The 24,680-nt window shown below is 56.8% G+C and carries 20 protein-coding genes; 10 read left to right on the plus strand and 10 right to left on the minus strand.

Annotation, left to right across the window (positions count from 1 at the left end; genetic code table 11):
• Positions 1 to 12: 12 nt before the first annotated feature.
• The gene (locus ACR0I8_RS08520) at positions 13 to 201 is read right to left on the minus strand and encodes a hypothetical protein (RefSeq protein ID WP_170375770.1); all 189 of its coding nucleotides are present in this window, start codon (positions 199 to 201) and stop codon (positions 13 to 15) included.
• 302 nt (positions 202 to 503) lie between these two features.
• Between ACR0I8_RS08520 and ACR0I8_RS08525 the strand changes: the two genes are divergently transcribed.
• The 5 genes from ACR0I8_RS08525 to ACR0I8_RS08545 all read left to right on the plus strand — a co-directional run bounded on the left by ACR0I8_RS08525 (position 504) and on the right by ACR0I8_RS08545 (position 5,712).
• Positions 504 to 923 carry a hypothetical protein gene (locus ACR0I8_RS08525; RefSeq protein ID WP_480525628.1) on the plus strand — a complete coding sequence of 140 codons (420 nt, stop codon included), beginning with the start codon at positions 504 to 506 and terminating at the stop codon, positions 921 to 923.
• A gap of 363 nt (positions 924 to 1,286) precedes the next feature.
• On the plus strand, positions 1,287 to 2,825 hold the full coding sequence (locus tag ACR0I8_RS08530) for an FAD-binding domain-containing protein (RefSeq protein ID WP_170690796.1): 1,539 nt from the start codon (positions 1,287 to 1,289) through the stop codon (positions 2,823 to 2,825).
• A 2-nt stretch (positions 2,826 to 2,827) separates the two neighbouring features.
• On the plus strand, positions 2,828 to 2,959 hold the full coding sequence (locus ACR0I8_RS08535) for a DUF2256 domain-containing protein (RefSeq protein ID WP_170376052.1): 132 nt from the start codon (positions 2,828 to 2,830) through the stop codon (positions 2,957 to 2,959).
• A 191-nt stretch (positions 2,960 to 3,150) separates the two neighbouring features.
• The gene (locus tag ACR0I8_RS08540; protein WP_480703023.1) at positions 3,151 to 4,191 is read left to right on the plus strand and encodes an FAD-binding domain-containing protein; all 1,041 of its coding nucleotides are present in this window, start codon (positions 3,151 to 3,153) and stop codon (positions 4,189 to 4,191) included.
• A gap of 27 nt (positions 4,192 to 4,218) precedes the next feature.
• Positions 4,219 to 5,712 carry a cryptochrome/photolyase family protein gene (locus ACR0I8_RS08545; RefSeq protein WP_170690793.1) on the plus strand — a complete coding sequence of 498 codons (1,494 nt, stop codon included), beginning with the start codon at positions 4,219 to 4,221 and terminating at the stop codon, positions 5,710 to 5,712.
• Positions 5,713 to 5,787: 75 nt separating this feature from the next.
• Here the strand turns inward: ACR0I8_RS08545 and ACR0I8_RS08550 are convergent, their stop codons facing one another.
• The 7 genes from ACR0I8_RS08550 to ACR0I8_RS08580 form a co-directional block, all read right to left on the minus strand.
• Complete coding sequence (locus ACR0I8_RS08550; protein ID WP_170690791.1) at positions 5,788 to 7,284, minus strand: mannitol dehydrogenase family protein; 1,497 nt, start codon at positions 7,282 to 7,284, stop codon at positions 5,788 to 5,790.
• Positions 7,284 to 8,057 (minus strand): L-iditol 2-dehydrogenase, encoded by a 774-nt coding sequence (locus ACR0I8_RS08555; RefSeq protein ID WP_170690789.1) that lies wholly within the window; start codon positions 8,055 to 8,057, stop codon positions 7,284 to 7,286. The genes ACR0I8_RS08550 and ACR0I8_RS08555 overlap by 1 nt, the downstream gene beginning before the upstream one ends.
• The gene (locus tag ACR0I8_RS08560) at positions 8,054 to 9,058 is read right to left on the minus strand and encodes an ABC transporter ATP-binding protein (RefSeq protein ID WP_170375758.1); all 1,005 of its coding nucleotides are present in this window, start codon (positions 9,056 to 9,058) and stop codon (positions 8,054 to 8,056) included. The genes ACR0I8_RS08555 and ACR0I8_RS08560 overlap by 4 nt, the downstream gene beginning before the upstream one ends.
• A 12-nt stretch (positions 9,059 to 9,070) precedes the next feature.
• Complete coding sequence (locus ACR0I8_RS08565) at positions 9,071 to 9,901, minus strand: carbohydrate ABC transporter permease (protein WP_068333782.1); 831 nt, start codon at positions 9,899 to 9,901, stop codon at positions 9,071 to 9,073.
• 12 nt (positions 9,902 to 9,913) lie between these two features.
• Positions 9,914 to 10,780: a carbohydrate ABC transporter permease gene (locus tag ACR0I8_RS08570; protein WP_170375757.1), complete on the minus strand. Its 867-nt coding sequence runs from the start codon at positions 10,778 to 10,780 to the stop codon at positions 9,914 to 9,916.
• 109 nt (positions 10,781 to 10,889) lie between these two features.
• On the minus strand, positions 10,890 to 12,191 hold the full coding sequence (locus ACR0I8_RS08575; RefSeq protein WP_170690787.1) for an ABC transporter substrate-binding protein: 1,302 nt from the start codon (positions 12,189 to 12,191) through the stop codon (positions 10,890 to 10,892).
• Between the two features lie 94 nt (positions 12,192 to 12,285).
• Complete coding sequence (locus ACR0I8_RS08580; protein ID WP_170552113.1) at positions 12,286 to 13,311, minus strand: LacI family DNA-binding transcriptional regulator; 1,026 nt, start codon at positions 13,309 to 13,311, stop codon at positions 12,286 to 12,288.
• 925 nt (positions 13,312 to 14,236) lie between these two features.
• On the opposite strand from ACR0I8_RS08580, the gene ACR0I8_RS08585 reads away from it, so the two are divergent.
• Positions 14,237 to 14,647: a Rap1a/Tai family immunity protein gene (locus ACR0I8_RS08585; protein ID WP_170690786.1), complete on the plus strand. Its 411-nt coding sequence runs from the start codon at positions 14,237 to 14,239 to the stop codon at positions 14,645 to 14,647.
• Positions 14,648 to 15,576: 929 nt separating this feature from the next.
• On the opposite strand, the gene ACR0I8_RS08590 is transcribed toward ACR0I8_RS08585, so the two are convergent.
• Complete coding sequence (locus ACR0I8_RS08590) at positions 15,577 to 16,218, minus strand: NADPH-dependent F420 reductase (RefSeq protein WP_480525637.1); 642 nt, start codon at positions 16,216 to 16,218, stop codon at positions 15,577 to 15,579.
• A gap of 172 nt (positions 16,219 to 16,390) precedes the next feature.
• On the opposite strand from ACR0I8_RS08590, the gene ACR0I8_RS08595 reads away from it, so the two are divergent.
• From ACR0I8_RS08595 to ACR0I8_RS08610, 4 genes are all read left to right on the plus strand, one after another.
• A complete protein-coding gene (locus tag ACR0I8_RS08595; protein ID WP_170690784.1) occupies positions 16,391 to 19,681 on the plus strand; it encodes an adenylate/guanylate cyclase domain-containing protein in 3,291 nt (1,096 codons plus the stop codon).
• Positions 19,682 to 19,783: 102 nt separating this feature from the next.
• A complete protein-coding gene (locus ACR0I8_RS08600; RefSeq protein ID WP_419739375.1) occupies positions 19,784 to 20,080 on the plus strand; it encodes a hypothetical protein in 297 nt (98 codons plus the stop codon).
• Positions 20,081 to 20,175: 95 nt separating this feature from the next.
• Entirely contained in the window at positions 20,176 to 21,309 is a 1,134-nt protein-coding gene (locus ACR0I8_RS08605) for a YcaO-like family protein (protein WP_170678147.1), read from the plus strand.
• Positions 21,306 to 22,418 (plus strand): TfuA-like protein, encoded by a 1,113-nt coding sequence (locus ACR0I8_RS08610; RefSeq protein WP_170690782.1) that lies wholly within the window; start codon positions 21,306 to 21,308, stop codon positions 22,416 to 22,418. Before ACR0I8_RS08605 ends, ACR0I8_RS08610 begins: the two co-directional genes overlap by 4 nt.
• On the opposite strand, the gene rnr is transcribed toward ACR0I8_RS08610, so the two are convergent.
• Positions 22,415 to 24,673 carry a ribonuclease R gene (rnr, locus tag ACR0I8_RS08615; protein WP_480703028.1) on the minus strand — a complete coding sequence of 753 codons (2,259 nt, stop codon included), beginning with the start codon at positions 24,671 to 24,673 and terminating at the stop codon, positions 22,415 to 22,417. The genes ACR0I8_RS08610 and rnr overlap by 4 nt on opposite strands.
• Positions 24,674 to 24,680: the final 7 nt, after the last annotated feature.

Raw genomic sequence — 24,680 nt, forward strand, 5'->3', positions numbered from 1 at the left:
GCTGATTTGTCTTCAGACGTTCTGGTGAGCCTCGGATAGCCGCTTGTTTTTTATGATCTCTGTCAGTGCGTTTTCAATAGGAGGGAAGCGGCTATTGCTCGAATTCATTGTGGTTTGCAGGCGCTCTTCAGCAGATTCGCTAGAGGTCCTCATCGCAATTTCAGTGCTGCGATCTTCAGTCATAAAGGCAGGCTTGACCATTTTGTTCCCCTTGTTTTCGTCAAACGATGTACGTCTCGTTCGATCCAACTTAGTCAGTATGCCTAAAGTTGTTTGAACCCACTGCGAATACACTGTTCACGTTCGGTTAATGTTGTTTACGAAATAAGAACAAACGAATTGTCCGGCCGTGCGCTCCTTCAATTACCCCATTCCAACTTTGCGGTTTGAAAGGTCGTCAGGTGAGGCTGTCGTGCCAACGAACCATCGCGTCATAGTGGGAGACTTCAGCGGTAAGCCAGTCTCCGCCTATTGCATTGGCCAAATCCCGACGGGGATCATAAATGGAAGACGCAGTTAAAGGAGGCAAATGGATGAAAACGGCTCTAGCAATCACAGCGACGGTGTTCGTAATGCAAACCGGGCCGGTTGCGAGTGCGAGTTTTGACGTCCAGTCTCTTGATCTTAGAAAGACTGTTGGGTCCCACAATGCTATGCATCCTGTTCTAGTGAAATCAAAAGCAGGACATTGCCCACCGGGCTTGGCCAAAAAAGCAGTTCCGTGCGTCCCACCCGGACAAGTCAAACGATACCGAGCTGGGGATTACATCTACGATGGCTATGTGCGCATCAACGATCCCTACAGATATGGTCTGAAAAGAAACGGATACTATGTGCGGGCCGGAAACTATGTCTACGAGGTAGATCGACGAACGAACGAAGTTCTGAACCTGATCGGTGCAATAGCGGATATTCTCAACTGACTGCCATACGGCTTGTAAAAAAAAACTTGGGAGAATTGGCTGATCCGTTTTCCGTCACGTGCAGCCTTTTCCTGCCATGGGCCAACAACCTCAATTGCTACAATGCGACCCGCCAAAACTGACATTCGTTACACCCGCAAGATTGTGGAGTAAGTTAGGTTGCGGACGCGGGCTAAGCCGTCCTTCCATGTCTGGTAAAGAGCGATTTTGTCGCGCTTTATTGCCAGCGATAAAACTGAGGAAAAGCGCAAAAGCGGGCACTACTTGCAGTCGCCGACCTGCAGGCAAAGATGTCGCGATCGCTCTGCAAAATCAGCACTTTTTCTGATCCGTTGCATCCCATGACGCGTATGCACTCAAGGAATGGCTTGGGTGAGGTGTACGGATTTGCAAGTCGTCTGGTTCAAGCGAGATCTCCGTGTTTTGGATCATGCGGCCTTGGCACATGCGGCCAGGGTTGGCCCGGTGTTGCCGCTCTATGTTGTTGAACCCGAGCTTTGGCTGCAGCCCGATGCCTCAGAACGACAATGGAGCTTTGTTTCCGAGACACTTGCGGAATTGCGGGAGGCGACTGCTCAATTAGGACAGCCACTGGTTGTTCGTATCGGGACGGCGATTGAGACACTTACGGAATTGAAAACAAAAGGTTTTCTGGAGGCCCTATGGTCACACGAGGAGACGGGCAACGATTGGACTTATCGCAGGGATCAAGATGTCGCTGCCTGGTGTCGTGACGCAGGTGTCCCTTGGCATGAGATTCAGAACCACGGTGTTATCCGCCGACTGAAGTCACGAGACGGCTGGGCGAACCATTGGGATTCGCAGATGTCGCGACCAACAGAAAAGGCGCCGCAGCTTGCGCCCTTGCCCATAGAGCTTGGTGCGCTCCCAAGCAGCAAAGATCTGGGCCTTGCAGGGGCCGTATGTAAGGGTCGGCAAAGGGGTGGACGTCAAGTGGGGCTGGGGCTCTTGAAGAGCTTTTTGGACAACAGGAGTATTGACTACCAACGTGCAATGTCCAGCCCCTTGAGTGGCGCGACAACATGTTCGCGGCTGTCTCCCTATATTGCATGGGGCGCGATCTCTGTTCGCGAAATTGCGCAACAGACGGAAAATGCGCGACGCACGCTTCCCGCAGGTGCAGGGAAGTGGCAGAAATCGATGCGATCCTTTTCAGCGCGTTTGCACTGGCATTGTCATTTCATTCAAAAGCTGGAGGACGAACCGCGAATAGAGTTCGAAAACCTTCACCCGCTCTATGATGGCTTGCGCCCCAAGGAACCGGATGCGGCGCTTCTACAAGCTTGGTCAACAGGTGAGACAGGGTATCCTTTCTTGGACGCCTGCATGCGATCTCTGCGCGCGACAGGTTGGTTGAATTTCCGCATGCGAGCCATGGTGATGGCAGTTGCGAGCTATCACTTGTGGCTGCATTGGCGTTCACCGGGCCTGCATCTGGCAAGGATGTTCACCGACTATGAGCCCGGTATCCATTGGAGTCAGGTCCAGATGCAATCTGGCACAACCGGCATCAACACCATCCGTATTTACAACCCCGTCAAACAAGGCCTGGATCAGGATCCGAACGGCATATTCATTCGTCGGTGGGTGCCAGAACTGGCAGAGATACCGGATGCACATCTGCATGATCCATGGAACGCGGACAACGCAGGCGCGGTTCTTGACCGAAAATACCCTGTGCGCGTCTTTGACCATCTGGCGGCGGCAAAGGCGGCGCGAGAAAAGGTGTGGGCAGTGAGGTGCGGGCCGGAATTTCGCGATCGAGCGCACGCAATCGCTACAAAACACGCAAGCAGAAAGGCCGAACGCTCTCGTAAAAGAAAAACCAGAACACTGCGGAATGCAGCTCAACTTGATCTACCGTTCGGAGACCTCACGTGAAGATGCGCAAGAAGGCGGATTTTCCGCAAAAGATTTGTCCGGTCTGCCAACGTCCCTTCGTGTGGCGCAAGAAGTGGGAGAAGGTCTGGGATGACGTCAAATACTGCTCGAAACGCTGCAAGGCTGCTGCATGACTTTGGAGGTTCCTGTAGTGGGTAAGGCTTTTGAACAGCTGCAGTTCGAACCTACGCGCGCCGCAGGCATGAAGCGTTTGGAGCAATTTGTGCCCCGCGCTGGACGCGACTATGCGCAAAGTCGAAATTATGACTTTGGCCCCGACCGACGCGGCAATGTATCCACTCTCTCGCCCTGGCTGCGGCACCGCTTGCTAACTGAGGAAGAGGTTCTGTCACGCGTTCTGTCCGCACATGGTGAAAAGGTTGCCGACAAGTTCATTCACGAAGTGTTTTGGCGCACGTATTTCAAAGGCTGGTTGGAGCAACGTCCAAGTGTTTGGTTTAGCTACCAAAGAAACTTGGTGGCGCAATTGGAGCGTTTGGAAAACGATGCAACATTGAATGCGGCGTATCGGGATGCTGTCTCTGGACATACGGGTATCGAGTGTTTTGATCACTGGATGAGCGAGTTAAACGCGACGGGGTATCTCCATAACCACGTGAGGATGTGGGTGGCCTCAATTTGGATTTTCACGCTCAGACTCCCTTGGGAACTGGGCGCAGATGTCTTCATGCGCCACCTTGTCGACGGCGATCCGGCATCAAATACTCTAAGTTGGCGTTGGGTGGCGGGTCTCCACACAAAGGGAAAAACCTATCTCGCGCGCGCCGACAATATCGCGAAATACACCGATGGACGGTTTCAACCCCAAGGCTTGGCCAACGTTGCCGAGCCGCTGGTTGAAGCGACAGATCATCCGCGCTTCGAAATCCGCCCGCAGTCAGAAAAACCCTTCTCAAAGCCGTATCTGCTGCTGGTGACAGAGGAAGACATGTCCGCAGCAGATATCACATCACTTCGCCCCACAGGAGTGGTCGGTCTGCTGGCCACAGATGGTCGTTCGCCTGGTCAGGTCGATGACTTGCCATTAGCTTTTGTCGAACACGCAATGAATAGCGCACTTTCGCCGTTTGGAGAGATTGGACAAGCCAAGGACGATTGGTCCGAGCCCCTGATCAGGACGGCCCAAACAAACAAAGTTGATACGATTGTCACCCCCAATTGTCCTATCGGTCCGACTCGGGTGCGCTTGGACCGTGCCGAACCAAAGCTGAACGAGGCCGGCATTCATCTGCATCGTATCTGGCGCCCTTATGATGCGCACGCGTGGCCACACGCCAAAGCAGGGTTCTTTGGCTTCAAGAAGAAGATCCCGTCCATAATGCAGCTCCTGAATCTAACCTGCTAGCCGTGTAAACCAAATCGGGAAAACGCCGTGACATATGCTGCAATTGTGCTTCCAAATCAAATTTTTGCAGAACACCCCGCATTTGAAATGCCGCTGCAAAAGGTGATCTTGTTCGAAGATCCGTTGTTCTTCGGGGACCCGCTGTATCCCGCCAAAATGCACAAGCAGAAGCTCTGGCTCCATAGGGCGAGCATGGCCAGGTATCGCCAAGAGCTCGAGATCAAGGGCTTTGATGTTGACCTCTTTGAGTATGAGCGCTCTACCAAAGCTTGCCAGCATTTGTTCGAACGGCTTTCTCTGGATCAGATTTCTCGGGTCGTGATGGCTGATCCCGTCGATTCAGTCGTTGAAAAGCGTTTAAGTGAGGCTTCGCAAGCCACTGGAGTTACCGTTGAATTCCTGCCTTCGCCCGGCTTTCTGAATACGCGTGCCAGCAATCAGGCTTGGTCTGACGGTCGAAAACGTTGGTTTATGGCGGAATATTACAAAAGCCAGCGACGCCGATTGAACATCTTGCTTGAGAACGATCAGCCATTGGGTGGCCAGTGGAGTTTTGACGAAGACAATCGCAAAAAGGTTCCAAAAGCCCTGCTACAAAGCTTGCCTTGGATCGACTGGCCGCAGCACGACGGTGTGGACCAAGCGGCGAAAGACAACGTTCTGTCTGAATTTCCCGACGCGCGCGGACATCTCGATACCCTTTATTATCCAACTTCGCACGCGGCTGCACTGGCGTGGCTTCACCAGTTTTTGGAACGGCGTTTCGAGCAGTTTGGTGACTTTGAGGATGCGATTGTTGAAGGCGAAAGCTGGCTTTGGCATGCCGTCCTTACGCCAGCATTGAACATTGGCTTGATTACGCCAAGGCAAGTCATTGACGCAACTCTGGACCATGCCCAGCGCAAGAATACGCGACTCAACTCTGTAGAGGGGTTTATCCGTCAGATCATAGGGTGGAGAGAGTTCATGCGCGCCACCTATGAAGATTTGGGCGTACGTATGCGCACAACCAATCATTGGCGTCACAAACGACCAATGCCTTCGTCCTTCTATGACGGCACAACTGGGATAGATCCGATTGACGATACGATCAGGCGGATCCTGCAGACCGGCTACTGCCACCACATCGAAAGGCTGATGGTTCTCGGCGGGTTTATGTTCTTGTGTGAAATCAAGCCAGACGACGTCTATCGGTGGTTCGTGGAAATGTTCGTGGACAGCTACGATTGGGTCATGGTTCCAAACGTTTATGCAATGAGCCAAAACGCGGATGGTGGGCTGATCACGACCAAGCCTTATTTTTCAGGATCAAATTACATTCGGAAGATGAGTCATTGGGGCAAAGGCGAATGGGCCGAGATTTGGGACGGCTTATATTGGCGCTTCATTTTCAAACACAAAGACACGCTTTCAAAAAATCCGCGTTGGGCCATGATGTGTCGCACAGGCGATAGGATGTCGCTGGAAACAAAAGAGAAGCATCTGGAAAAGGCCAACTCCTTTCTGGCCGAATTGAACTGAGTGCAACTACGGTTCCGCTCAATGAGCGTTAGGGAAGTTTACGCCCATTGCGCGGCACGACTAGTGTCGCTTTGCCTATGAGGTGGCGTAGTCGGTTACCGCTGCCCGGCAACCAACTTGCCAGATTGCGGTCAGCCAACCGGAAAAAGCTTCTGCAAACCGTGTGTTGTTGGCTAGATCCCCATAGTACTGGCTTTGATCGATCCACATTTTCGGGTCGGACGCGGAGGCCCGAGCAGTGTTTTGCAAATGCTCCCATTTGGGGTCGTTTGGCGTAATTTCCGAACCGTCTTCACGAACGCCTGCGCACATCCGGCACCAGAGCGCTTCGGCCAGAGCCAAACCAGTTAGAGAACGGCCGGAGGCAAGGGCATCGCGCAACGACGGCAGCAAGAACCCCGGATGTCGTGAAGACCCATCAAATGCCACGCGACGTGTCGTGTCGCGGATGGTGCTGTTTGCAAATCGCTTTTCAACCAATCCAAGATATTCAGTTGCCGTGGTGCCTGGAACGGCTTCGACATAGGGCAAGATCTCTACGGATTGAACCTTCTTGAAAAACGCTACGATGTCCGGATCCTGCATGCAGTCTGAAATTGTCGGTACGTTCAGAATTTCCCCAATATTGGCAAGCAGCTGGTGCCCTCCGTTCAGGATGCGCAATTTCATCATTTCATATCCGTGAACATCGTGGGTCATCGTTACCCCAGCCTGTTCCAGGGGCGGTCGCCCGGCACAGAAATCATCTTCGACGACCCATTGCCGAAAATTCTCATGCGAGACCGGAGCGCGATCGTCTATTCCAAGCGCCCTGCATTGCGAAATGACCTGCTCAGTCGTTGCGGGTACGATGCAATCCACCATCGAGTTCGGGAATGCGCCCTCTTGGGCGATCCAGTCGGCCAGGTCCGCGTCGACCATACGTGCCAAACCAACAATGCAGGTTTTTAGAATTGCGCCGTTGCCCTGAAGATTGTCGCAGCTAAGCGCCGTAAACGGGTCCAATCCATTCTCACGTCTTTGCCTGTATGCCTCGACCATCGCACCGAATACTGTGCGTGGCTGGTGCGGGTTCTCGGCGTCGTGCCGTATGTCTTCATGATCCAAGTTGAACATGCCGGTGTTGGCATCCAGAAAATAGCCGCCCTCGGTTACAGTCAGGGACACAATTCGGATAGATGGATCCGCCATCCGGCGGATGAGTGCTGCGTTACCTGCCTCAATCGGCAGATAGTCGATCATCGGGCCTATGACCTCTGCGGATATTCCTTGTGGATCCAACTCGATCAACGTGGTCAGGCAATCCTGCGCCAACAGCCTCTCACGCATCTCAGCGTCGTAGCTGCGCACTCCGGCTCCGATAATGCCCCAATCGTAGGCTTGGCCCTGCTGCAAGAGCTGATGAATGTACCACGCCTGGTGGGCGCGGTGGAAATTTCCAAGACCGATATGAACAATGCCCGGCGTCAGCTCCGAACGCTTATAGTTAGGGGTGCCGACAGTCGCTGGGAGGTCTGCAAGCCTGTCTTGCCGCAGCTGGATCAGAGGGTTTGAGTGTGCCACTGGGTTCATCAGCTCATCCAATTTCCACCGTCGACATTGTAGGTTTGTGCAACGATGTATTTTGCCTCGTCCGAGGCGAGAAACACTGCCATGCCTGCCAAGTCTTCGGCCCGGCCCATGCGGCCATAGGGAACGGCAGCGGCCACTTCGCGTTTCTTCTGTCCCGGCAGTTTACCTTCGTGTTTGGCAAAGAACGCATCGACGCCGTCCCAGTGTTCGCCGTCCACCACACCTGGCGCGATCGCGTTCACGTTGATCCCGTGCGCGATCAGGTTCAGGCCCGCAGATTGGGTGAGAGAGATGATCGCAGCCTTGCTGGCGCAATAAACGGCGACCAGTGGCTCACCGCGCCGCCCAGCTTGCGACGCCATATTGATGATCCGGCCTTTGGTGCCATGTGCGATCATATGGCGCGCGACGGCTTGCATGGTGAACAAGGCACCGGCAACGTTGACGTCAAAGACACGCTCATAGTCCGCGCGCTCAATCTCGACAATCGGGGCGGCGGTGAAGATCGCCGCGTTATTGATCAATACATCGATCGGGCCGAAATGCGATGCCGTGTGGGCAATGGCGCCGTCGATACTCTTTTGGTTCGTCACGTCCATTTCGACGGCCATGGCGGACGCGCCGATTTCGGCTGCCGCCTGTTGGGCGCGTTCGATGTCGATATCCGCGATGGCAACGCGTGCGCCTTCCGCGACATAGGATTTGGCAAAGGCCAGCCCGATGCCGCGCGCGGCACCGGTGATCAGAGCGATTTTGCCATTCAGACGGGTCATTCGATCCGCAGTCCTTTTTCATCGAAGCGGTGGATGACGTCGGCCCGTGGCGTCAGGTGAATACGATCCCCGTGACGGAACCCAACCTCGCCATCGGCGCGAACCGTGATCGTTTCGGCCAGTCCGGTATCGTGGACGTGGAAGAAGGTGTCCGAACCCAGATGTTCCGAGACGCTGACAACCCCGGACCACTCGCCCTCGGTTTCCGAAACAGCGATATGTTCCGGGCGGATGCCGATGGTTTTAGCGCCATGTTTTGCGGCCTCTTCACCCTCGATGAAGTTCATTTTGGGGGAGCCGATGAAGCCCGCAACAAACAAGTTACGAGGTGTACGATAAAGCTCCAGCGGGCTGCCGACCTGTTCGATCACTCCGGCCTGAAGGACGACGATCTTGTCAGCCATGGTCATGGCTTCGACCTGATCGTGGGTCACGTAGATCATAGTGGTCGCTAGACGTTCATGCAGCTCGCTGATCTCAAGCCGCATGCCAACGCGTAGTGCCGCGTCGAGGTTGGATAGAGGTTCGTCGAACAGAAACGCCGCAGGTTCGCGCACGATTGCGCGCCCGATGGCGACCCGCTGGCGTTGGCCGCCGGACAGCTGGCCGGGGCGACGGTCGAGATAATCGGTCAGGTTTAGGACGCTGGCGGCACCTTCGACCCGCTTATCGATCTCAGCCTGATCCAGCTTCGCCATCCGAAGAGGAAAGGCGATGTTCTTGCGCACGGTCATATGGGGGTAGAGCGCATAGGACTGGAACACCATCGCCAGCCCTCGTTTCGCGGGCGGGACATCGGTGGCATCCGCGCCGTCGATGTCGATCGAGCCCGAGGTGATATCCTCCAACCCTGCGATCAGACGCAGCAGGGTGGACTTACCGCAGCCCGAGGGGCCGACGAAAACGGTGAACTCGCCATCTTCGATGGTCAGGTCCAGCGGTGGAATGACCTGTACGTCGCCGAAGCTTTTGGTCACGGACTTGAGTTGAATACGTCCCATGTGTCGTGTTCCTTATTTCACAGCGCCGAAAGTCAGGCCGCGGACAAGTTGTTTCTGGCTGAACCAGCCGAGGATCAGGATTGGTGCGATTGCCATGGTCGAGGCCGCGCTGAGCTTGGCAAAGAACAGGCCTTCGGGGCTGGAATAGCTGGCGATGAACGCTGTCAGCGGAGCCGCGTCGACGGCGGTCAGGTTGAGGGTCCAGAACGCCTCGTTCCACGCCAGAATGAAGTTCAGCAAAACGGTCGAGGCGATACCGGGGATGGCCATGGGGGTGAGAACATAGAGAATTTCTTCTTTCAACGTCGCCCCGTCCATCCGTGCGGCTTCCAGGATCTCACCCGGAATTTCGCGGAAATAGGTGTACAGCATCCAGACGATGATCGGCAGGTTGATCAGCATCAGGACGACGACCAGTCCTCCGCGTGTATCTAGCAGGCCCAACCGAATGAACAGCAGGTAGATCGGGTAGAGAACGCCGACCGCAGGCAGCATCTTGGTGGACAGCATCCATAGCAGGATGTCCTTGGTGCGCTTGGACGGCACAAAGGCCATCGCCCAAGCAGCGGGGACGGCGATGATGACGCCCAGAATAGTCGAGCCCCCGGCTATGATGACCGAATTCCACAGGAACCGCATGTAATCGGACCGTTCCTGCACGATGGCGTAGTTTTCCAACGTCCAGTTGAAGTTCAGGAACAGCGGTGGGCTGGCGATCGCCTGTGCCTCGGTCTTGAAGCTGGTCAGGATGGTCCAGAGGATCGGGAAAAAGATCAGCAAACCAACGGCCCAAGCGAGGGCGGTATTCAGCGATTTGCGGCGGGTTGTGACAGCGCGGGCCATGTTCTTACCTCCTCACGCGTCCAGGTTCTTGCCGACGATGCGCATCAAGAAGATCGCAACAATGTTGGCTAAGATGATTGCGTAGACACCTCCGGCTGATCCGAGACCAACATTCTGGCTTTCCAGCACACGCTGGAAGATCAGGTAGGTGAGTGTACGGGTGCCGAATGCGCCGCCGGTGGTCACGAAGATCTCGGCGAAGATCGACAAAAGGAAGATTGTCTGGATCAGGATCACGATGGTGATCGCGCGGCTCAGATGCGGCAGGATGATGTGGTAGAACCGCTTCAGGACCGGCGCGCCGTCCATCTCGGCCGCTTCCAACTGCTCACTGTCCAGCGACTGGATTGCGGTCAGCAAGATGAGGGTCGCAAAAGGCAACCACTGCCATGAGACGATCATGATGATTGAGGTCATCGACGCCTCGGACAACCATGAGATCGGCTCGGCCCCGAAAAAGCGCCACAGATGGGCCAGCAGGCCGTTTACCGGATCCATGAACATGTTCTTCCAGACCAGCGCGGACACAGTGGGCATGACGAAGAAGGGTGCAATCACAAGGATGCGGACAACCCCTTGACCCCACATCGGTTGGTCCAAAAGCATCGCCAGGAGGATGCCCAGGATAACGGTGATGACCAGAACCCCTCCGACGATCACAAGCGTTGCCTGAACCGCGGGCCAGAAGGAGCTGGACGATACGAACCGGACGTAGTTGTCGAAGCCGACCCAGCCCAGATCGCCACCGCGCAGGGGCAGATATTTCTTGAAGGAAAAATACAGCGTCATCGTCAGGGGCACGAGCATCCAGCCAAGCAGCAGGACCACTGCAGGTGCCATCATCAGGCGCGCGACGGATCGGGAATGTTGAGTAGCCATTACGCAAACCCTCTCTGTTCAGGCGTAGCTTAGCCTGCGAGAAAAATGTGGGTTGTGGAAGGGGTGAGCGGGGGGGCAGCTCTTCTGCCCGCCCGCGTGGGAGGATGCCTCAGTACCCTGCGGCTTCCATTTCTTCGGCGGTGAAGGCCTGCGCTTTGGCAAGTGCTTCCTCAACCGTTTGCTGTCCGGCGTAGACTGCCGAGAACTCTTGGCTGACCTGTGTCGCAATACCCGCGAACTCTGGGATCGCAGCGAACTGGATGCCAACATATGGGACAGGTTTGACCGTTGGGTTGTTTGGATCAGCGGACAGGATCGAGTCCAGCGTCATCTTGGCAAACGGAACCTTCTGGTATTCCGGGTTCTCATACAAAGAGGAGCGCGCGCCCGGCGGTACATTTGCCCAACCTTCGTTTTCAGCAACTAGCTCAATATAGTCTTTAGACGTTGCCCATTCGATGAACTGCTTGGCTGCGTCTTCTTGCTGTGTACCGGCCGGAATGGCCAGTGCCCAAGCCCAAAGCCAATTGGAGCGTTTGCCCAATCCGGTGTCGGGTGCCAGCGCAAAACCAACGCTGTCCGCGACGGTCGAGTCGTCCGGGTTGGTCACGAATGACGCCGCAACAGTGGCGTCGATCCACATGCCGCACTTGCCTTGCTGGAACAATGACAGGTTCTCATTAAACCCGTTGGTAGCATAGCCTGCCGGACCGGATTCCGTCATCATTTCAACGTAGAAGTTCAGCGTGTCAGACCATTCGGGCTGATCGAACTGGGGCTTCCAATCTTCGTCGAACCAGCGCGCGCCGAAGGAGTTGGACATCGCCGTGATGAACGCGCCGCCTTCACCCCAACCGGCTTTGCCGCGCAGGCAGATTCCGTTAATGTCGGCGTCTCTGTCGGTCATCGCCGCCGCTGCCTCTTTGATGAACTGCCAGCTTGGCGCCTCAGGCATTTCCATGCCCGCTTTTTCCATCAGGTCAGTACGGTACATGATCATCGAGCTTTCGCCGTAGAACGGCGCCGCATACAGCGTTCCGTCATGGCTTAGACCGCCCGACATCGCGGGCAAAATGTCACCGACGTCGTACTCGTCGGACAGACCGTCCAGCGGAACCAGCCAGCCATTTGCGCCCCAGATCGGGGTCTCGTACATACCAATGGTCATGATGTCGAACTGACCACCTTTTGTGGTGATGTCAGTCGTCACGCGCTGGCGCAGTACGTTTTCTTCAAGCGTCACCCATTCGACGTCGATACCCGTCGCTTCGGTGAATTTGTCGGTATAGCCCTGCATCCGGATCATGTCGCCGTTGTTTACTGTGGCAATCGTGATGGATTGTGCGTGGGCCGCGGCCGTCGCGACGAACGTCAAAGCTGTCGCCGCACGAAGTGCGTGTTTCAAGTACATCCCTGTCCTCCCTGAGCTTGGATGCTGTGCAGAAAGACTAGTTCAAGATTTGTCGCGGCGTCAATAAAAACTTTACGCGCGTTAATTTTTGACGTTATGCGGATTCCCTGAGAACCAATCGGGCCGGGAAGAGGGTTTCCGTCCGCTTCTCAAATTTCCCTCCGTTTTCAATGAGTTCGAAAAGCGTTTCGACACTTCGGGCCGCCACGTTGTCATAATCATGCGCCGCGGTTGTCAGGGAGGGGCATGTGAATTTCGCAAAAGGATGGTCGTCGTTTGAGGCCACCCGCAGCGCACAATCCTCTTTCCGCCCGACGCGAATCCCCTGCTCAAAACAGGCCGCCAGAAAGCCGATCGCCAATCGGTCATTGCTGCACAAAACCGAATCCGTGCGTAACTTGCGTTCATCCAAAACCTTGAGCGCACCTTGTCGACCAATCTCCTCAAAGGCCCAGCCCGTGCCTTCGATTTTGATCACATGCGGCTCAAAGCCCAAACGCTCCATCACCTCGACATAGGCCTTCCGCCGCTTGTTGGCATTGGGGTTTGCAGGTGTCCGCATTTCGAAGAACGAGGGCGGCTCGCCCGTGCGGGTCATGTATTCCACGGTCTGAGACACAAAGCTGAAATTGTCGGACCCGATAAACGCCGCGCCCAAACCGTCGAGGTTACTGTCGAACAGAACCGTCGGCACACTGGCGCAGAATTTCTCGATCGCTGACTTGTCAGAGATACGCCCCAAAGGCGCCAACAAGACACCCGCAGGTTTCAGGGATTGCAAACCGTCCAGAATTTCGTTTTCCAGCTTTTGTTCCCCGTGAGCGCTGAAAAGGAAAGGCCGATACCCGGCTGCGATACAGCTCTGTTCAAGATACCGAGCGATTTCGGCAAAGAACGGATCAGCCAGATAGGGCACGACGATGCCGATATTCTTGGTCAGCTTCCGGTTCTGGTTCACTGCATAGATATTCGGGCGATAGTCAAACCGCTCCAGCGCCTCTTCGATGCGCGCCCTCGTCGTTGGGCGAACGCTATCGGGGTCGTGGAAGTATTTGGACACCGTGGGCCGCGATATTCCGCTGAGCGCCGCGAACTCTTCCATATTCTTGATTTTGGTCATGCCAGTCTGCCTGCGGATCACAGCCGCTTTGATCTTATCTTACTTTTACATATTCTTTGCGCGCGCTAAAAAGATCAATAGCCAGGCAAGTTCTGTTTGTTTCTGTACGCAAGCGGTTTGAATGTAGCTCGGGATTGATATCGGAGCATCGGCGGTCAAGCTTGTCTGCGCGAATTCGGATCAAATTCTCGCGACGTCCTAAGTGGGAGTCATAACGACTTAACCACACCCCGGCTGGTTAGAGCAGCACCCGGATCTTTGGTGGAGGGCGACCCGCGAGGCATTGCCCCAGCTTTCAGGACAAATCGCGCCGCCTGTGCGGTCGAATGACCTTTGTGCAGTCATTTTCTTTGGCATGTGGGTCGGTTTTCCACCATCGTAGATACACGCGTTTCAAACGCATTCGATCTGTTTGAATGTTTGCAGGAATTGGCACTAAGGACTTTTTTCAACGCAGTCGCCCCGCCTAAAATTCCACTTTGATGAAATTGGCGACGAACTGAAGATATACATGGCGGAGGACCGCAGTGAATTTCGGCAAAGACCCCGTACTGGAAGTGTTGTTGTCCAGCATTCCGCCGACGCAGAGAATTTTCGCCAACCCCACTAGCCGCGTTTTAGGCAAAAAAGCGGCCATTGATTAAGAGTGCCGCGAATTTTAGGCGCTAACGTCCGAATTGCAGAACAAGTTGCCTGATGTTGACGCGGCCAAATTCACTGCTGCATTGCTACGCCGAATAGACTGAAGCAATGCAGCACATTTCCCAAGCGCAGACGTTAAAGGACGTCAAAGTTCCACGAATATGATCTGCGTCAAGGCGGAAATGCCGCGATTATGTTAAACATCTACAACTCGGGATCGAAAATGAGGTCTCCGAGAAATGCCGCTACTTCTGGCAAATGCTTGAAAGTAAGGAGGCGTGAAATGACAGCCAGAATTCTAAACTCAGCCGCAGCAGTGCTTTTATCGAGCATTGTTTCGCAAGCCGCTGCCGAAATGGATGGCCGTACACTTGTTGATATCTGCACTGACGGGGATGCGCTGCAACTGGGCTATTGTATGGGGTATATGGCCGGATATCGCGAAGGAGGAGACACGACTTGGCACACTGTCCGAGCAGCAAAAGGTTTGGGAAGCGAGCCAATTGAGAACACAAAAGAGTTTACTGATCCTCTTCGCTCCGGCAGGTGTGTTTTTCCCAGACTTCCGAACCACCAAATGCGTGAAATCGTGGTGAACTATATCTCGGATCACCCCGAGACATGGGAGGAGAGTGCTGGTTCAGCAATCTCAAAAAGCCTTTGGAGCGCGTTTCCCTGTGAAGAAAATATGTAGCCTTTACAGTAGCTAACGTGGTCAACGCCGTGCAGAAGCACATAGCTCATACGTTTGGCGCAAGCCAAACCGATAAACTGATCTCGACCCGCGGTCGCGAATTGCCAATTGCTAAAAAGAGGTCCACGGACGCTTGCCGGAGTGCCTTTCGCGGTTCTGCAAGACTTCGCGGAGATTTAGAAATCAAAATTGTCTGCGCTGCCCGAAAGTCAGCCGGACCTTACTCACAGCAGAGAATTGTCATCAAACGGTTGTACCGATGATCCGAATGCCCGTCAGCGACTGCATGTTCCACAACTAAGACATCCGACACAAATGCAGCGAACGACCAGTTTCGAGTTAAGCCAATTTGGCAGCTTTCGATGACCGCTTTCGGGAAATGACGCTGCGCCGCACCACTTCCGTATTCTGTGTTGTGGTCGTCGGCAAGCTCGCTGCAGCCGCTACAGGCCGGTTTGCCCGCATAGCTGACGACTGTCCAGAAGGCTCCACGGTAACTTCTTGGGTTAGAAAGGCTTGCCATTTGGCCCAATTTTGCGCGATGGACTGTTCTGGTATGTCCTAGAAAATCTCGCATCGAGAGGTGTGGCTGACAGGCTGGTCAAAGGTGTCAAACACAATCAAGCAGTATTCGGTTGATGAGAAGATCACGAGTGTTTTGACTGGACTTGGTGGAATGATGAGCATTGTCTCGCTGTGCTACCGCTACCGTATTGCCGAAAGCTTGTTTTCCTTCTGATCGAAAGAGCTTCGCGAAGCTGGGAAGAACCGTATGGCGGGTGACATAATCTAACAGGCGCCCACGTCGGGGGCCAAGTAATGGCGATCCGAAGCTCCGGCCCAGACTCGCGGCGGCCGCTATTTGCAATAGACCTTTGAAGCAGGCAGCGCGTCCGAGCCTTCCTGCTTCTCCCGGTATTGAAGCGTTACTATGCGTCTGAGCGCAGGATGACGGGCGTGATCTGGGTGCCTTCGCCCTGAACATAGGCCATCTGAATGATCAACTCGGCCAGAGGTTCCAGATACCGCGCACTCAGCATCGCCCCGCTATCGACCGGGTCATAATTGATGGCACGCACCAACTCGGCCACCGTTTCTTTTGCCCCAGCATCGTCCCCGGCAAGGAACACCTGAGGGCGGATGCCGCCATAGGTTGGATCCGAGTCAACGACATCAGCAAAGATCGCGTTGAAGGCCTTGACGACCGGAACGCCCGGCAGCTTCGACTGGCAAACCTCACCTGCGGATGTGGTATGCCCCAGGGTCAGAGCCATGTAGTCATCGGTCAGAGGGTTGGTGCAGTCGACCACCACCTTGCCTTCCAGCGATCCCAGAGCCTCCAATGTTTCGTCCAGAGCCGTGAAAGGCACGGCGATGAACACAACCTCGGCGTGTTGAACCAGATCGGCTGCAAGGCCGCCTTCAATACCATGTCGGTCCGCCGCCTCGGCCCCTCGCCCGGCATCTCGCGAGCCGATATGAACCACATGATCCGTTGCAGAAAACCGGCGCGCAAGCGCGTTGGCGACATTTCCGGTTCCGACGATAAGCAAATTTCTTGAGTTGGGCACGACGACGTTCTTCCCCTTGATAATGTTGCGATTCCGAGGATAGTGGAATCGGTATCATGATGATAATTGTTTTTTGCGCTCTCTTTCAGATTGCAGCGCTTCAGGCGGGCGGTTGGAGTGTTTCAGTCGTGCCGTAAGTGCCCGTTGGTAGGGTGAATGGTGAAACAACACGATGGCAATTGATCTCGACGATTGGCTGCGCGCGCTTGGAATGGAGCGCTACGTCACGGCGTTTCATGACCATGATGTGGATGGCAGCCTGCTGCCGACGATCACTGCAGAAGACCTCAGGGATATGGGGATCGCATCGGTTGGCCATCGCCGCCAGTTGCTGAACGCGATTGCCTTGCTGCGCAGCGGGCAGGCATCGGACCTGGCAAATGGCCCTTTTGCGGAAAAGGCGGATCGCAGCCACTCGGTCGCGCCGCAACAGCGGCGGCAGCTGTCAGTGGTGTTTACGGATCTTGTTGGCTCGACCCAACTGTCCGAACAACTGGACGCCGAAGAGCTTTCGACCCTGTTGACCAGCTACAAAAGCGCCGTGACTGAGATCGTCGAAGAGTATGGCGGCTTTGTCGCGCAATATCTGGGCGATGGCGTTCTGGCCTATTTCGGCTGGCCTCAGGCCTATGATCATGACGCCGAGCGGGCGATCCGATCGGGGCTGAGCATCGCCGATTCGATGCATTTTCTGGGCCGCCCGCATGGGGTTAAGCTGAATTGCCGCATTGGCATCGCAACGGGCAATGTCGTTGTCGGAGACCTGATCCGCAACTCGTATATCGAAGAGGATCAGGCCGTCGGGCGCGCGCCCAACCTGGCTGCCCGTATCCAGTTGATGGCAAAACCGGGCACCTTGGCGATCTCGGATGAAACCAAGAAGATTGTCGAAGGCAAATTCGATCTGACCGATCTGGGAAATCACAAATTGAAAGGCTTCCGCGGCGAGGTACGTATCTGGCGCGTCGAAGGCGCAACGGACGGCCCCACCCCCGATTTCAAGCGTCGGTCAAAAGAAAAGCTGCCGATCATCAATCGCAAGGTTGAACTGGCCCAGTTGGATGGCGCGTGGGAGCAGGTCGAGCAGGGCGTACCGCGGTCGACGCTCATTTCTGGTGAGCCGGGGATCGGTAAGTCTCGACTGGTGGAAGAGTTCGTATCGCATGTGTTCGAGGTCGAGGGCGACGTTCTGCGCTTTCAATGCTCGCCCTTTCACACCAATGACGCCCTGTATCCGGTACTGAACCAAATCTGGTCTATGGTTTTGGGCGGGGGGCAGCTTTCGGCCGGGGACACGGCCCAGCGGCTGGAACAGATTTTTTCGGCTACAAACCTGGATCCGGGCAAGACAGCCTCATTGGCGGACGCCTTGATGCAGTTTCGCGAACACGGGCGCGACACCACGCTGCCGCTTGATGCGCTGGGACGGAAAGAGATGACGTTTCAGGCGCTGATTGCTCTGTTCGAATGGTATGTGCGCGACAAGAAAGTGCTGGTTGTCTTCGAGGACCTTCACTGGATCGACCCGACCACAAAAGAGCTTTTGGGACGGCTGCTTGAGACGTTCAAAGATGAGCAGGTCATGGTGCTGCTGACCTGCAGGCCCGCGTTTCAAACCGCGTGGGAGGTCAATACGCGCATCGAACTGACCCGGCTGTCCAACGAGGAAATCGGTGAGATTGCGGCGCATGTCTATGATCTGAAACCGGTGCCGATGCCGGTGCTGGAATTGATCGCAGATCGGTCCGACGGGGTGCCGCTCTTTGCCGAAGAGCTTTCCAAGTCGTTCATAGAAACCGGCGTCTTTGACCGAACCGATGGGGGCGGTACCTCGATTGATGAGACGGCGGTACCGACCACGCTGAACGAGTTGTTGGTCGCCCGCCTTGATCGTCACCCCGAATCCCGCCGGATACTGCAGACGGCTGCGGCCATTGGTCGGGATTTTTCCTTCGACGTTCTGTCTGCCGTGATTGATGAATCCGATCATGCGCTGTCGGCTCATTTAAACACGTTGGTATCGGCGCAGATTATTGTTCCCGCGCCGGCTGCGGCCCGTAGATACTCGTTCCGCCACGCCCTGATGCGAGATGCCGCGTATGAGACCATGCTGCGATCCGTGCGTGCAATGGTGCATGCGCGAATTGCGGCTGTACTTGGTGCGCGGTTTCGCAAAATCACGCCCGCCCATGTTCTCGGCAGCCATTGGGGTTTGTCTGGCAACCATGCTGAAGCAACACGGTGCTTCCAGCAGGCGGCGGTGCAGGCAAGTTCGCGCTACGCGAATACAGAGGCCACGGCCTATTTCAAATCCGCGTTGAACCATCTGGAACAGGTCACCCTATCGGACGGGTTGCACCCCGGCACCTTACCGGAACGCGCTGACCTGCTGGAACAGCTTGGCACCGTCCTAACCTTGGTACACGACCTGGACGGCGCGGTTGCGGCTTATCGTGAGGCCGTAGGGTTGGTTCCAGACAACCCCCGGAAAACTGCTCGGCTACACCGTCTGACCGGCAATGCCTTGCAACAGGATCGCGCGGGGTCACTGGCCGAACTTGCGTCCGCCGAGGCCGCGCTGGATCAAACCGCGTGGCGGGACGACGCCGAGCTTCTGCGGGAGTGGATCGACATCCAGCTTAATACGCTCAACGTTCACTATTGGAGCGGGGATGGCGAGGCGATGTCTCAACTGGCGGCTGGACTGGCGCAGGATGTGGGCAGCATGACCGCTGAACAACGCGCCGAGTATTTCGATCAACTGGTGCTGCGCGACCTCAGAATGTCGCGCTATGATCCGACTGAGGACACGATTGAAACCGCATCGAACTATGTGTCTGCGGCTGAGGAAACCGGAAATCTCGCCATAGTTGCCTCAGCCCTGTTTATCCTTGGGTTCGTCAATCTGCACAGTATCCGCCTGCCTCAGGCCCAAGAGGCGATGAGCACAGGATTGGAGGCCGCGCGCCAATCCGGTCACCGCAAGATCGAGTTGCGCTGCATGACTTATCTGTCCCTCGTCTATCGGCGCATGCACAACCCATCCGAGGCCACGCGCCTGTCTCATGAAAGCATCGCGTTGGCGCGGGAACTGCAGATGCATGAATATATCGCATTGGCAACCGCCAACCTGTCGTGGGAGGCATGGCAGCGTGGCGCTGACAGCACCGCTTGCAAGCTGGCCCGCGACGCGATGATTCAGTTTGAGAAGACCTCGATCGCTTACCCGTTTGAATGGTCCGCGCTGTTGCCTTTGATCGCATCCGGCCAGACGCAGAAAGACCTGTCAGAAGTACCCAACCTGTGCGCGCGCCTGCTGGACAGCAGTCAGCAGAACCTGACCGAGACGCTGCGCAATGTCGTGGCAGACATCGCCACCCTGACTGGCACGGATGACGTGCCCCTGATCAAACAACGCATCGCAGCGTTGATCGACGCCGCACGCTATTCTGGGTTCCTCTAACACGGCTCATTTGCGCCAGATTGGTCCGGCCCGAGGGAAAGCTTGCGGCAACGGGTTCGATTTGCTGTAGTGAACGTGCCTGTATTGAGTGGAGGAGACATAATGTCCGAAAGCGATATTGAGAATTTTAGACACGACCTGATTATTGCAAGCGATGATGGCACAGTGCTGCATATCCCGCGTGAGGTCTGGGACAACAAAGCCTATCAGGTTGATCCCGAGAAGTACCAGAACGACAAGGGCTGGGCCTTGGTCCGAGAGCTTCTGGAATGTGGTGTGAACCTTGCCACCATCCCGCCCAAAGACTTCCTGCCGCCTGACAAGTTCGAACCCGAAGGGACCTGCTATCTGGTCAATATCGACGGGCTGAAACAGAGGCACAAATTCACACGCAGCTAGGATCAGCCCCTCTGACAGACATGGGGCAGGAGGGGGAAGACCAGCACCGAGCGCCTGCTCACGCGGTTCCGTCCGTACAGGTTCTGGACCGTGTCTTGCCCCATATGAAACGCCTTGGCGTCACCCGGCTGGCTGAACTGACCGGCCTGGATTGCATCGGCATTCCCGTCTACGCCGCGCATCGTCCGAATGCGCGGTCTCTGGCCGTGACGCAAGGCAAAGGCGCGACCGTCGCGGATGCAAAGGTTTCGGCCTTGATGGAGGCGGTCGAGCTCAGCTGCGCCGAAACTCCGGTTTTGCCCCTGCGTCTGGCATGCGCCGATGACTTGGCGAAGTCGGAAAAAGTGATTGATCTTGAGCGTCTGCCCAGGATCTCAGATCACCCCATTTCGCGCGGCAAACCCGTGCTTTGGGCCGAGGGAAAGGCGCTCTCAGATGATCATTCGGTCTGGGTCCCCTTTGAACTAGTCCACATGGATTACACGCTACCCCTGCAGCCCGGATTGGGGTGTTGTCTGATGTCGTCGACCGGCCTCGCCTCGGGCAGCAGCGTTGATGAGGCTACCTGTCAGGCTCTGGCCGAAACGCTGGAGCGTGATGCGGTGACTTTGTGGAAGCTCAACCCAAGCAACATGGCGTCCTGCCGGGTCGATCTGCACTCCGTCACAGACCCGACTTGCAAAGCGCTTCTTGACAGGTTTGACGCCGCAGGCGTGGCTTGCGCGATCTGGGACGTGACCTCGGACCTTGGAATTCCCGCATTCTTTGCAACAATCATCGACCGTCAGGATGACACGAGACGTGGCTTGCAGGCGGCCTCGGGGGCAGGGTGCCACCCTGCGCGGGGCATCGCCTTGTCTCGTGCCCTGACCGAAGCGGCGCAAAGTCGGCTGACCCTCATCTCAGGCGCGCGGGATGATCGCACGCGCGACTATTATGAAGCACGGCGTAATGCGGAAACGCTCTGGTCGCAGCGCGCCGAGATCGTTGAGGCGGACACGCCACACCGGTTCGATCGAGTGCCGTTTCATCAGGTCCGCTCCCCTCGTGATAGCCTTGACTGCATGCTGGCCGCGCTAGAACGGGCCGGGCTTGAGGTGCCGGTTGCCGTTGATCTTTCGGTTCCCGACCTGCCCGCAACGGTCATGCGGGTCATTGCGCCGGGGCTTGAAGGTACATCCTACGCGCCCGGATACCGCCCCGGAGCGCGCGCGCGGAAGGTGTCATGAGCCAAGGTGACATCGTCCTCTTTGCCGGTCCTTCCCTGCCGCGCCGGTGTGACGTGGAAGACCGGTTGCCGATCCGGCGTCTTGGGCCTGCGGCGCAGGGCGATCTGCTGAAGGCAGCGCTTGCTCGCCCGCGTGCCATCATCCTGCTGGATGGCTATTTCGAGGCCTTGCCTGCCGTCTACCACAAGGAAATCCTGTGGGCCTTGTCCGAAGGCATCCCCGTCTATGGTGCCGCCTCGATCGGTGCTCTGCGCGCGTGTGAGCTTGGCAGTTTTGGCATGGTCGGGGTCGGTGAGATCTTTGACGCGTTCGCCCAATTCCGGCTTGAAGCTGATGATGAGGTCGCCCTGATCCATGCGCCTGAAGAGGTCGGTTTTGCAAACCTTTCCGAGCCACTGGTGAACATCCGCTGGACACTGGATGCCGCTGTCGCCGCGCAGGTTGTTGAGCGGCAGTTGGCGGATGCCCTTGTCGCAGCCGCCCGTCGCAGGTTTTATCCCGATCGCAGCTTTGACAGCCTCTTGGAAGACTGTGCAGCTTTGGACCCGGTCGCCGCAGACCGCCTTGAGGCATGGCTTCCCGAGGGTCGAATTGATCAGAAAAACCGCGATGCACAGGCCTGTTTGAAGCGTGTGGAGAACGACTGGCGGAACGATACGCTTCCCGCCGCGCCAGCGTTCGAGTTCCGGCATACGGATGCGTTCGAAACCCTTCTGACAGGCGTGCTGTCTCATAACCCGCTGAATGATCCTGAGGTCCTTGCGCGATGCATGACCGCCTCCGGTGATCGGTTCGACGCGCTGCGCCTTGCCGCAGAGATCGACGCGCTGGCTCTTGCGCTGGACCAGCACTCCGGGCAACCCGTTCCGGGCGAAGACCTTGTGCTTGCAGTATCAGAGTTTCGGCAGCGGCACGGCCTGCTTGATCAGCAGGCGCTGCAGCACTGGCTGAGTCGAAACGGCGTGGATATCGACGCCCTGTCCCGCAAGTTGGAGGAAAGCGCGCGGATCGCCCGTGCGCGGCAACAGATTGAACCCCACCTGAACGACCGCATGCGTGACTTGCTTGTCTTTGCACAGGGGTCGTCACAACCTGCGGACAACTGCTAGCGCTGACGCCGTTTCCGTTCGATCTTACGCTTGATCTTGTCCTTCTTGCGCTTGGTGCTCACCGCCTTGCGTCTGGTTGCACGTCCCTTCGGCCCGCGTCCACGGGGCAGGGCCTGATCGTCGATGGATAGCAGCTCCAACTCCAAGCCGCCCGTGACCGGTGTCGCCTCGGTTAGTCGCACGGTGACACGTTGGCCAATCGCTATGATCAGTCCGGTATCCGAGCCCATCAGGGTTCCCGCCTCGCGGTCGAAATGGAAGAACTCACGCCCCAGTGAGCGGACAGGCACCAGCCCGTCCGCGCCGGTTTCGTCCATCTTCACGAAGGCCCCGAAGCGCGCGATGCCGCTGATGCGTCCCGTGAATTCATTGCCCACACGTTCGCTGAGATAGGCCGCCAGGTAGCGGTCAGTCGTGTCGCGTTCGGCCATCATCGAGCGTCGCTCAGTGTCCGAGATGTGCGTCGCGGTTTCGTCCAGCCGGGCGATTTCATCCTCGGTCAGACCGTCATCACCCCAGCCATGGCCCGAGATCAGCGCGCGGTGGACGATCAGGTCAGCATAGCGACGAATGGGCGAGGTGAAATGTGCATAGTTCCGTAATGCCAACCCGAAATGACCGAAGTTTTCGGGATTGTAATAGGCCTGCGCCATCGACCGCAGGGTCGTCAGGTTGATCAGTTCCGCATCCTCGGTACCCGCAGCCGCATTCAGCAGGGCGTTCAGGTGACGGGTTTGCAGAACTTGACCCTTGGCAAGGTTCAGGCCAGCGGCTTGGGCCGTTTCGCGCAAGCTTTCCAGCTTTTCAGGCGCGGGTTCCTCGTGGACGCGGAACAGCAGGGGCCGACGTTTCGCAATCAGCGTTTCAGCCGCCGCGACATTGGCGAGGATCATGAATTCTTCGATCAGCCTATGCGCATCCAAACGGTCGCGGAAGGCGACGCTGGTGACCTCACCCGTGTCGGACAGAACGATCTTGCGTTCGGGTAGGTCCAGCTCCAGCGGTTGCCGCGCCGCGCGCGCGGTTTTCAGTGCGGCATAGGCGGCGTAGAGCGGTTTCAGAACCGTCTCCAACAGCGGTCCCGTGCGGTCATTGGGGGAGCCGTCGATGGCCTCCTGCACCTCAGCATAGTGCAGCGACGCGGCCGAGCGCATCAGGCCGCGCACAAAGCGGTGGCCGATTTTGTTGCCCTCGGCGTCGATTTGCATCCGCACAGCGATACAGGCCCGCGGGACGCCCTCGTGCAGGGAACACAGATCGCCGGACAGACGACCGGGCAGCATTGGCACGACGCGATCCGGGAAATAGCTTGAGTTGCCGCGTTTGCGTGCTTCGCGGTCCAGCGAAGTGCCGGGCTGCACATAGGCGGCGACATCGGCAATTGCGACCCAGATCACGTGACCGCCTGGGTTTTTGGGGTCGTCATCGGCATGGGCATAGCAGGCGTCATCATGGTCGCGCGCATCCGAGGGGTCAATCGTCAGCAGCGGCATGTCCCGCAAGTCTTCGCGACCCTTCAGACCAACGGGTTTGGCCTTGTCCGCTTCGGCGATGACCTTGTCGGGAAAATCGTCGGGGATGCCATGTTGATGGATCGCGATCAGCGACACAGCCTTTGGCGCGGACGGGTCGCCCAAACGTTCGACAATGCGGGCGCGAGGAAGGCCCATGCGGGACTTGGGTCCGGCCTGTTCGGCCTCGACCAGCTCACCATCTTTGGCCCCATGCACCGCGCCTTCGGGCACTTGCCATTCGGTTTGGCTGGCCTTGTCGATAGGCACGATCCGCCCACCCTCGGTTCCTTTGCGGAACAGGCCCACAATCTTGCGCGGGTTGGTCCCGATACGGCGGATCAGGCGGGCCTCGTAGTTGTGGTCTTCTTCCTGCACGACGGTCAAACGGGCCAGAATCCGGTCGCCTTCGCCCAACGCGGGATCGCTGGCGCGGGTGATCAGCAGCACGACTGGCTCAACCCCTTCGCCATGCCACTCCAGAGGCCGCGCGAACAGGTCGCCATCCTCATTTGGGGCCTTCACCTGCAGCACGCTGACCGGAGGCAGACGGTCCGGGTCGCGATAGCTGCGCTTGCGCTTTTCCAGATGCCCTTCGGCCTCAAGCTCTTTGAGGATGCGTTTCAGATCAATCCGATCCGCGCCCTTGATGCCAAAGGCCTTGGCGATATCGCGTTTCGAGGTCAGGGTGGGGTTCGCCGAGATCCAGTCGAGGACCTCTTGCTTGGTGGGGATGCGAGTCATGGGTTTG

Source organism: Ruegeria sp. BG9 (assembly GCF_056538305.1).

What these genes read in the sequence shown, in the direction of transcription:
- ACR0I8_RS08520 (WP_170375770.1), bottom strand. Translation starts at nt 201, where the DNA reads ATGGTCAAGCCTGCCTTTATGACTGAAGATCGCAGCACTGAAATTGCG.
- ACR0I8_RS08525 (WP_480525628.1), top strand. Translation starts at nt 504, where the DNA reads ATGGAAGACGCAGTTAAAGGAGGCAAATGGATGAAAACGGCTCTAGCA.
- ACR0I8_RS08530 (WP_170690796.1), top strand. Translation starts at nt 1,287, where the DNA reads ATGGCTTGGGTGAGGTGTACGGATTTGCAAGTCGTCTGGTTCAAGCGA.
- ACR0I8_RS08535 (WP_170376052.1), top strand. Translation starts at nt 2,828, where the DNA reads ATGCGCAAGAAGGCGGATTTTCCGCAAAAGATTTGTCCGGTCTGCCAA.
- ACR0I8_RS08550 (WP_170690791.1), bottom strand. Translation starts at nt 7,284, where the DNA reads ATGAACCCAGTGGCACACTCAAACCCTCTGATCCAGCTGCGGCAAGAC.
- ACR0I8_RS08555 (WP_170690789.1), bottom strand. Translation starts at nt 8,057, where the DNA reads ATGACCCGTCTGAATGGCAAAATCGCTCTGATCACCGGTGCCGCGCGC.
- ACR0I8_RS08560 (WP_170375758.1), bottom strand. Translation starts at nt 9,058, where the DNA reads ATGGGACGTATTCAACTCAAGTCCGTGACCAAAAGCTTCGGCGACGTA.
- ACR0I8_RS08565 (WP_068333782.1), bottom strand. Translation starts at nt 9,901, where the DNA reads ATGGCCCGCGCTGTCACAACCCGCCGCAAATCGCTGAATACCGCCCTC.
- ACR0I8_RS08570 (WP_170375757.1), bottom strand. Translation starts at nt 10,780, where the DNA reads ATGGCTACTCAACATTCCCGATCCGTCGCGCGCCTGATGATGGCACCT.
- ACR0I8_RS08575 (WP_170690787.1), bottom strand. Translation starts at nt 12,191, where the DNA reads ATGTACTTGAAACACGCACTTCGTGCGGCGACAGCTTTGACGTTCGTC.
- ACR0I8_RS08580 (WP_170552113.1), bottom strand. Translation starts at nt 13,311, where the DNA reads ATGACCAAAATCAAGAATATGGAAGAGTTCGCGGCGCTCAGCGGAATA.
- ACR0I8_RS08585 (WP_170690786.1), top strand. Translation starts at nt 14,237, where the DNA reads ATGACAGCCAGAATTCTAAACTCAGCCGCAGCAGTGCTTTTATCGAGC.
- ACR0I8_RS08595 (WP_170690784.1), top strand. Translation starts at nt 16,391, where the DNA reads ATGGCAATTGATCTCGACGATTGGCTGCGCGCGCTTGGAATGGAGCGC.
- ACR0I8_RS08600 (WP_419739375.1), top strand. Translation starts at nt 19,784, where the DNA reads ATGTCCGAAAGCGATATTGAGAATTTTAGACACGACCTGATTATTGCA.
- ACR0I8_RS08610 (WP_170690782.1), top strand. Translation starts at nt 21,306, where the DNA reads ATGAGCCAAGGTGACATCGTCCTCTTTGCCGGTCCTTCCCTGCCGCGC.
- rnr (WP_480703028.1), bottom strand. Translation starts at nt 24,673, where the DNA reads ATGACTCGCATCCCCACCAAGCAAGAGGTCCTCGACTGGATCTCGGCG.